The organism is Anaerosporobacter faecicola, from assembly GCF_012070565.1.
Classification (GTDB): domain Bacteria; phylum Bacillota; class Clostridia; order Lachnospirales; family Lachnospiraceae; genus Anaerosporobacter; species Anaerosporobacter faecicola.
Map to the genome: position 1 here is coordinate 1 of NZ_JAAQRO010000041.1, position 7,651 is coordinate 7,651.

7 protein-coding genes are annotated in these 7,651 nt (G+C 34.5%); all 7 read right to left on the reverse strand.

The window, feature by feature from the left end:
- Positions 1-731: 731 nt before the first annotated feature.
- The 7 genes from HBB17_RS17100 to HBB17_RS17130 all read right to left on the reverse strand — a co-directional run bounded on the left by HBB17_RS17100 (position 732) and on the right by HBB17_RS17130 (position 7,190).
- On the reverse strand, positions 732-1,172 hold the full coding sequence (locus HBB17_RS17100) for a 6-carboxytetrahydropterin synthase (RefSeq protein ID WP_167958714.1): 441 nt from the start codon (positions 1,170-1,172) through the stop codon (positions 732-734).
- 131 nt (positions 1,173-1,303) lie between these two features.
- Positions 1,304-2,359, reverse strand: a complete 1,056-nt coding sequence (locus HBB17_RS17105; protein ID WP_167958715.1) for a hypothetical protein — start codon at positions 2,357-2,359, stop codon at positions 1,304-1,306.
- A gap of 130 nt (positions 2,360-2,489) precedes the next feature.
- Positions 2,490-3,875, reverse strand: a complete 1,386-nt coding sequence (locus HBB17_RS17110) for a TIGR03111 family XrtG-associated glycosyltransferase (RefSeq protein ID WP_167958716.1) — start codon at positions 3,873-3,875, stop codon at positions 2,490-2,492.
- A complete protein-coding gene (gene xrtG, locus HBB17_RS17115) occupies positions 3,862-4,452 on the reverse strand; it encodes an exosortase family protein XrtG (RefSeq protein ID WP_167958717.1) in 591 nt (196 codons plus the stop codon). The genes HBB17_RS17110 and xrtG overlap by 14 nt, the downstream gene beginning before the upstream one ends.
- Positions 4,430-5,452 (reverse strand): Firmicu-CTERM sorting domain-containing protein, encoded by a 1,023-nt coding sequence (locus HBB17_RS17120; RefSeq protein WP_167958718.1) that lies wholly within the window; start codon positions 5,450-5,452, stop codon positions 4,430-4,432. The genes xrtG and HBB17_RS17120 overlap by 23 nt, the downstream gene beginning before the upstream one ends.
- Positions 5,449-5,901 carry a 6-carboxytetrahydropterin synthase gene (locus tag HBB17_RS17125; RefSeq protein ID WP_167958719.1) on the reverse strand — a complete coding sequence of 151 codons (453 nt, stop codon included), beginning with the start codon at positions 5,899-5,901 and terminating at the stop codon, positions 5,449-5,451. Before HBB17_RS17125 ends, HBB17_RS17120 begins: the two co-directional genes overlap by 4 nt.
- A 161-nt stretch (positions 5,902-6,062) precedes the next feature.
- Complete coding sequence (locus HBB17_RS17130) at positions 6,063-7,190, reverse strand: CAP domain-containing protein (protein WP_167958720.1); 1,128 nt, start codon at positions 7,188-7,190, stop codon at positions 6,063-6,065.
- Positions 7,191-7,651 lie beyond the last annotated feature (461 nt).

Sequence of the window (7,651 nt, forward strand, 5' to 3'; positions counted from 1 at the left end):
TTATCTCTAACTTCCGATACGGTTTGTTCTTTATAAGAACTGAAAATCTTTTTGTGTTCATCTAAGTCAATGACTTGTGAACACTGGAATTTTCAAGGTTGTTTCACTGTTCAGTTTTCAATGTTCTTGCTTTTTTCAAGCGACTTAGTTATTTTAACATTTTGAAAATTGTTTGTCAAGAAGTTTTTTTTATTTATTTTTTCTGACTTTATCAAGTTATCTTTCAAAATGTCACTCAAATATTTTATCACACTGTTCATTATCTGTCAATAAGTTTTTTTAATTTATTTTTTCAAATTATATAACTTATTTTGCATTTAACAGCTTTATAAGGATAACATATTCACAATTATCTGTCAATAGCGATTTTTACTACTAATTATCAGTTATTATTACTGCATCGCTCAGCGACGAAAATTATTCTATCATTTATTTCATGCTTTGTCAACAAATAAATTGCTTTTTTTACAACTATATTTCTTGTTCTTTTTTATTCAGCAAAAACCCATTTAAGTCCGCTTGTATATTATAATATGATACTATTTCCTTTTTCTAAAATTATATTCTTCTTTCTTCCTATAATTATTTGATCATATCATAGAGAATAAATTCAATCTCCAAGATTCAATACTATATTATCTTATAAACAAGTCATTGAATCTTGAAATCATCATTTTGTTACATACTAGCGACTTTGCAAAAAGAATAAATCTCAAGGGAAAGTTTTCCCCTTATATTCCTTTTGTTAATTTATCAAGAATCACATCTGCCATGGCTTCTAGATCTTTTTCATATGCATCTCCCATATCCTCTAATAAATTAATCACATATGACCTTGTAGGAGTTTCACTTAACTCAATCGCAAGCAATATCCACCCTTCCTGCCTGAGAAGATCTGCTAATTCCTGCTTAAAGTACTCACAACAATTCTCTATAGTCGGATTCATAGTTTGAAAAGGCTCCACCTCATTAAGGTATCGACCTTGATAGGTTTCAAAGAAACCCTCCATTCGCTCTTCCACATGGTGAAATTCTATAAAATTCTCTTTCATTTTTAATGTATGAAGCATAATCTCCCAAGTATGAGAATGCCTTTCTCCCAAATTTCCATGTATATAGATTGCATGACTAGCATTTAGATAAAATTTAAATTTGTATTGATAGTATCGCATAACATTCCTTTCTATAAATTTCTTTCAAACAATCTCCTTCTTAGCTCATACTGTCCCCACAAAGGAATAACAATTGAAATACCTGAATGTAAACATTTGTTTTCTTGGAGCAGCCATTGTTGTGCTTCCTATCATTTTGTAATCAATTGCTCCTTCACAGTAGCTGTCATTTCATTAACCCTTGCAATTTCTTCAACTTTTTGTTTAACATAATGTAAGATATTGGTCCAATTTTCTTCCCCCGGTCTGATGAAAAGATAAACGAATTCCCCTTTACCAATTTCGAATAATTCATAGGAAAGAGTACGATCTATCTGCATCTTTTCCTTTAGTTCACTCATCTTTTGCCTAGAATAATAATACTGTCCCATATTAAAAGTAACATCGATAATTGCAATTGGTAATGCCTCTCTTTGTACTGCTTTTCGAATTAAAATACTTACCAAATCTTTATCATATGTTCCAATCTGTAGAGAACTCTTCCTATTTTTATTCCTTTCTTCTTCTATTATCTGTTGTGTTTGTTTCTGATTCAGCCCTTCAATTCTACGGTTTAATCGCAATTGCTCCTCTTTGTATTCCTCGATTTTCTTCGTATGATTTCTTGTCCTCCAAATGAAAATTAAAGATATTATGGCCAACAAAAAGGATACAATAACGCTCTGCAATAACAAGTATGCTTTGCTGTCACTATATCCCCATTCCCGTAACACTGACTTTTCTCTTGCTACCAATCCTACCGTTATGGTACTTCCTCTTAAGACAAAGGAATTTTCTACTACATACATTCCATTCTCTTGCAAACGTTCTTTAAATCCCTGCAGTTGAAAAGTTGCCTGTGCCTTCATAAGGTCATTGCTCCTATAATAATGAACAATATCATCATATGCGACATAAGCCCATACCTGCACTTGTTCCTGTTCATATTCTTGTATATACGTGAAAAGAGAATCCCTACAGGCTTTTTCATCTGTTGTTTGCTCCAAATATAATGCAAGGTATTGTACAAGTATCTCATTCTGGGTTTCTAATCCCCTTAGATATTCCTTTTTAAATGCAATTCTTTGATGACTAAACTGTACCACATGAGAAATTGTTAGATAGAATACCAAAATAAGGACCGCAATAACAGCAAATCGGAACTGATTGTGAACGTAGATTCTTCTTACCATTTTCTTTTGTCTCATACTTTTCTTTCCCTCCAACCTATCCTTATTACGATTATTTTCTGTCCATGTATATACACAACTGAAATCCAAGGACAATACTACTAACCGTCCTTTTATATTTCCATCAATACGACGGCAAGATGCCAACTCATTCTTCCTCTCTGTTTCCCCTTTTCCTTATCTTCTTTAACACATGAAGGATTCTAGTAAAATCTTTCGCAACGATTTGTTTCCATTGTTCCTTTTCCTGGGTTAATGTTTGCGTCTTCCATACTTGATCTCCGTTAATAGCATTAATGATTCCTGCAAATCGAAACCAGAAGATAGCAAAATTGTAGATTGGATACAAACCGTTCATATACCACAGTTTTCTATAGTACCGTTGTATATTCTTGTCCTTTCGTAAATATAATAAGATACAAAAATAATACAAGCTTGCCGTGATGACACTTATTACATATAGCAAAAAGACCGAACCAACTACTAACTTAATTGGATAATTCAGAAACAGTAAGCATAGAATTGCAAAATACCAGATCATACGTGGGAAGGCAAAGGTATGATCATAAAATAACACACGGGTAATTATAGTCCCTCTCTTCTTTTCAGCAGAAGTATGTGCTCCCTGTTTTCTCTCCTTTTCAAACATATGGGTTACTTCTAATTCTCCACGCTGCCATCGTTGACGCTGTGTATATAACCGATTCACATCTTCTATGGGATCCACAAAAAAGTAGGCATTTTCACAGATCCCAATTCTTTGCTTCATCCATTCCCTAATCTGAAATGTGATCTGTGTATCCTCACACACTGTATCCGTATTATATAAACGTGTTTTTAGTATTGTGGATTTCCGAAATGCAGAAAATGCACCAGAAACCGTATAGATACTATTAAATTCTGCTTCAAAATTCCTTCCAGCCAAAAATGCTTGTGCATATTCAAAAAACTCCATTCTTCGTAATAAACGCAATCCAAAAGACGAGGTTTGTTCAATCATCTCTTGATTGGTCAAGATTGTTCCTGTAATGCAATGGACCTCTTGTTCTTGTTCAAAATACGTAACGACTCTTTTAATTGCTTTTGGATGTAGAACGCCATCACTATCAATGTGTATTACATAACGTCCTGCACTGTTAAATAATGCAAGATTTAGTGCTTTTGATTTACCTTGCTTACTGGTTAACCAATTCATATGCAAATCAGAAAACTCCTCCTGACATGCTTGAAATGCTAAGAAACTTTCTAGGTCACCACCATTATCTACTACCATTACATAAATTCGGTCGTTTTCATAATCGGACTCATAGATGGAGCGAATGCATTCCCGTAACGTTTCCTGAGAATGATAAACAGGAACAATAATTGTTATCTCTGGCTGATAAATCAGTTCTTTACTTTCCTTGTTAACCATACTATTTTTAAGCAGGACCAAAACATTTCCGATGGCAGGAAGAAACTCCAGAAAAAGGGGAATAATGATCCAAGACATATAAAACAAAATCGAACTAATGAGATAATCACGTATTCCCATATTGAATATTCCCCACTTTCTGTCGAATTACCTGTGCCTTGGTGAATACCATATAATATAGAAGCATTGATAACCCATAGAATATAACTCTTCCGACAATGGTATGCGCGAAAAAGTAACTGTCATTTCCAAAACCGGAAATTATCATACAGATCACTGACATTCGGATTACATTTGCAAAAAATAAATATAATAATCCAAATAGCGCAACCAGTAATTTTTCCATTGTAATATAAACAGGAAAAAAGAAAAGTAACGAAAAAAAAGCTGCCATTTCAATACTTCCTGCACATTCATAATCAACGAGTATCGATATCGCACCTTTTTTATTCTTTACGAAAAGAATTGCATATTCATAATACCCTTCAAACATATGCAACTGTTCTCCGATTCTTCCTGTTACAATAGTAACTGCTTTTACTAATACCTCCGTAACCATCGGTTGTATAAAAATCATAAAAAAAGCAAATAGTCCGGCACTTCCTATAAGGAAATGCCAGAACTCTAAATTTGCTCTTTTTAATACCGTTAAAACATACAACCAAATTACAAAGCTAGTGAGTGTTATCCAATTCATCTTCTCTCTCAACTTTCTTTTCGCTCTTTTTAAACCATATCGCAGTACCAGCAACTGTACATGCAAGTATTATACCAAGAAAAGCCCCTGAAGATCCTCCTGCTATACGTATGGCATCCCAGCCTATATTGGGATTATATAGTTGAATTTGTTTCATTGATTCGATTGGAATATTCGTAATAGAGGAAATGACATTTAGGTCAATGAAAAACTCCACTTCATCACCACTTTTATGTTGTGCATCATAAACAGTAAAAGCCGCCTCTCCCATATAATAATTCGGATATTCATTGTAGAAAACACCAAGTCCAGTCGTTGTCCCTACCGGCAATTGGTACATGTTCTCACTCCAATCGATTTTCCCATCTGTTGTACTCTTTTGAATTGTTAAGGTTACTTTTGTTTTTTCATTAATGGTTAATTCTATATAAGAAACAACCATTTGGGTTTGATATGCATCATTCATGAGAAAATGCCCATATAAGATATCATTTTCTAAATATAATGCACCTTGATGTACTTGGTTGGGATCTGGTGAATACCAAGAGATATCCGTATGTGGGAGATCTCTCCACTCTTGATACCCTCCATCAATTTGAAACCATTTCAGATATGTATCCATTTGTTGCTCTTGCGATTTTTCAACCGATAAGTCAATTTCTTCTCCTATTAATTCTTCTGTATCTCCCTTGATTGGATCTTCTTGTGGTTCTTCAAGAAGATCCCCACCAAGTTCTAATGACAAATCCGGTGTTTGGTCTTTGGTATCGTCTTCTATTTTCTCTTCTATTAGAATACGATCTTGTGTGTCGTTTTCCTTGTTGCTTTCTTCTTCACTCTCACTGTTGCCTTGTTTACTTGTTTGTGTGCTATAATTTTCATTTTTCTGCTCCTCTTGCATAATGGTATCTGCTTGAACACTTGCCATAGAATATACTGGAATCCCTGCTAATACCGATATCAACAGTGTTCCACACATAATTGCCGTTTTTCTTTTCATAAATACCTTCGCTTTTTTTCTAATATTCTTTCAAGTTGTCTAGAACTGTAATTCAACTGTGCACTACATAATAAGATTTGATCCGATATGGAGTACACGCGCAGTGGATTCTCACAAATATCAAGTTGTATTAGATTCCAATGCCATTCTTTCATCTGAAGTTTCATTGTTTCATAGAGATGTTCTCCCATAGCTTCCAATGTAGGAATCTTATCCGCAAACGCTTCTAACTCATTCAATGTTTTTCCTTCATATGCACATAAATACTCTCGAACATAAGTCTGTATCTGTGAAAACAATACTGTTTTTTCTTGTTGTTTTGATTCTAGATACAACTCGACACAAAACGTATGAGGATGCCGATCTTCTATTCGACTGGTCATAGAATGTTGTGCATGAAAATAGTATTTGAACCGATAATACTGTAGAAACTTTTTCTGCCAATCCATGTTTTTTCCTCATTTCTTCGTTTTGCGTCTTATTCTAACATAAAACGACGTAGTTTTGTTAGTCCATTTTATGGTAAATTTTCAAAATATTAGAATCTCGAATAATGTACGATATAAAAAAAACATTTTGACCCTTGCACGATAGCAAGGGTCAAAATGTTTTAGTTCGTAAATACCTGTGTCCAATACACAACATTATTGCTATCAATATAGCATCCAATTCCTACTTTATTATAGTTACTTGACAGGATATTGGCACGATGTCCCGAAGAGTTCATCCAAGCATTCACAACAGCTTCTGGTGTCTTCTGTCCATAAGCAATATTCTCACCACATGCCTGGTAACTGATTCCAAGTTCTTTCAGAATCGTAGAGAAAGAGGAACCATTTGGACGGGTATGTGAGAAACTTTTCTTAATTTCTTGTGCACGAGTAAAGGCTGCTTTCTCCAGTATTGAAGTAGTCGATAAAGAACTTAATCCTTCCTTCTTTCGTTCAATATTGATCAAACGGAGAACTTCACTTGTATAGCTTGCATTACTAGAAGTGGTTGAATCATTTCCTGTTCCATTACCATTATTTTGTGATGAATCATCCATCTCCTCAGAAAGAGCAGCTGATATTATTTTACTGGAATATACTCCGTAATACTTGATATTAGTAGCTTTCCGATATGCTCTCACTCTATAATAATACGTTTTGTTACCTTGTGCCGAATCGTCCCTATACTGGGTTGAAGAAGAACTTCCGATATACGTAAAAGTTCCATCTTTTTTTGTTGCACGATATACATTATACTTGCTTGCGTTTGTCACTTTTCCCCAGCTTACCACTCTTGTATTCCCAAGATTGCGTACTTTCACATTCGTTGTTTGTTTTAGTGTCGAAGTAACTGCCGCCACATTAGAATAAGCACTGTATATCTTTTTTCCATTTATTACACGATACGCCCGAACTTTGTAATAATATTTACTTGTGGATTTTCGTCCAGTATCTTTATATGTTAGTTTAGTTGTATCACCTATTGCTGTATAACTTCCATCTTTGCTTGTTGCCCGATAGATTCGATATCCCCTTGCATCTGCTGTTGAACCAATGGAAATCGTAACAGTAGTAGCTGTCCTTTGGCTAATCCGTAGGGTTGGTTTTGCCACCGTCACTGCAGCTTTTGCTTTCCATTCTCCCTGTTGTTGTGCCGTTCCTGCTATGTATGCAAACACAATGCATAACACTCCAACTAGAATGAACCGCTTTAAGAGCTTGTTCCATCTACTTTCATATCTACTCATTTTTTATCTCCTTTTGTTTCTTCTATCATCTACTGAATGATAGTTTTTGTTTACGTATTAATTGTAACATTTCTGTAATATTTTTGTAACATATTATTACTGGTATATCTGGTTACACTTTCCTGTATTAGATTTACATGAATACATAATACAAAACCGTTTTCTCACAACGTTGTTTTCATCCTTTACAATACAGGATTAGCTCTTGGCTACAGAACAACATCAGCTTCAGCTGACATCTACCTTATGTGTGCGTGCGCATCCCACGAAAGGTTTATATACTAGGAAAGTCGGAGAACTTTTCTAGTATATAAAAATAGCGTAGCAGCTATTTGATGATATGATTCCCCTTAAGTAGACAAGGTAAATAACCAAATCTACTTAGGGGGAAATTTTTATGTCCAAATATACGACAGAAATAAGGCTAGCAGCATGCAAAGAATATTTTGATGGAAAGTTAT

What these genes read in the sequence shown, in the direction of transcription:
- HBB17_RS17100 (WP_167958714.1), bottom strand. Translation starts at nt 1,172, where the DNA reads ATGCGATACTATCAATACAAATTTAAATTTTATCTAAATGCTAGTCAT.
- HBB17_RS17105 (WP_167958715.1), bottom strand. Translation starts at nt 2,359, where the DNA reads ATGAGACAAAAGAAAATGGTAAGAAGAATCTACGTTCACAATCAGTTC.
- HBB17_RS17110 (WP_167958716.1), bottom strand. Translation starts at nt 3,875, where the DNA reads ATGGGAATACGTGATTATCTCATTAGTTCGATTTTGTTTTATATGTCT.
- xrtG (WP_167958717.1), bottom strand. Translation starts at nt 4,452, where the DNA reads ATGAATTGGATAACACTCACTAGCTTTGTAATTTGGTTGTATGTTTTA.
- HBB17_RS17120 (WP_167958718.1), bottom strand. Translation starts at nt 5,452, where the DNA reads ATGAAAAGAAAAACGGCAATTATGTGTGGAACACTGTTGATATCGGTA.
- HBB17_RS17125 (WP_167958719.1), bottom strand. Translation starts at nt 5,901, where the DNA reads ATGGATTGGCAGAAAAAGTTTCTACAGTATTATCGGTTCAAATACTAT.
- HBB17_RS17130 (WP_167958720.1), bottom strand. Translation starts at nt 7,190, where the DNA reads ATGAGTAGATATGAAAGTAGATGGAACAAGCTCTTAAAGCGGTTCATT.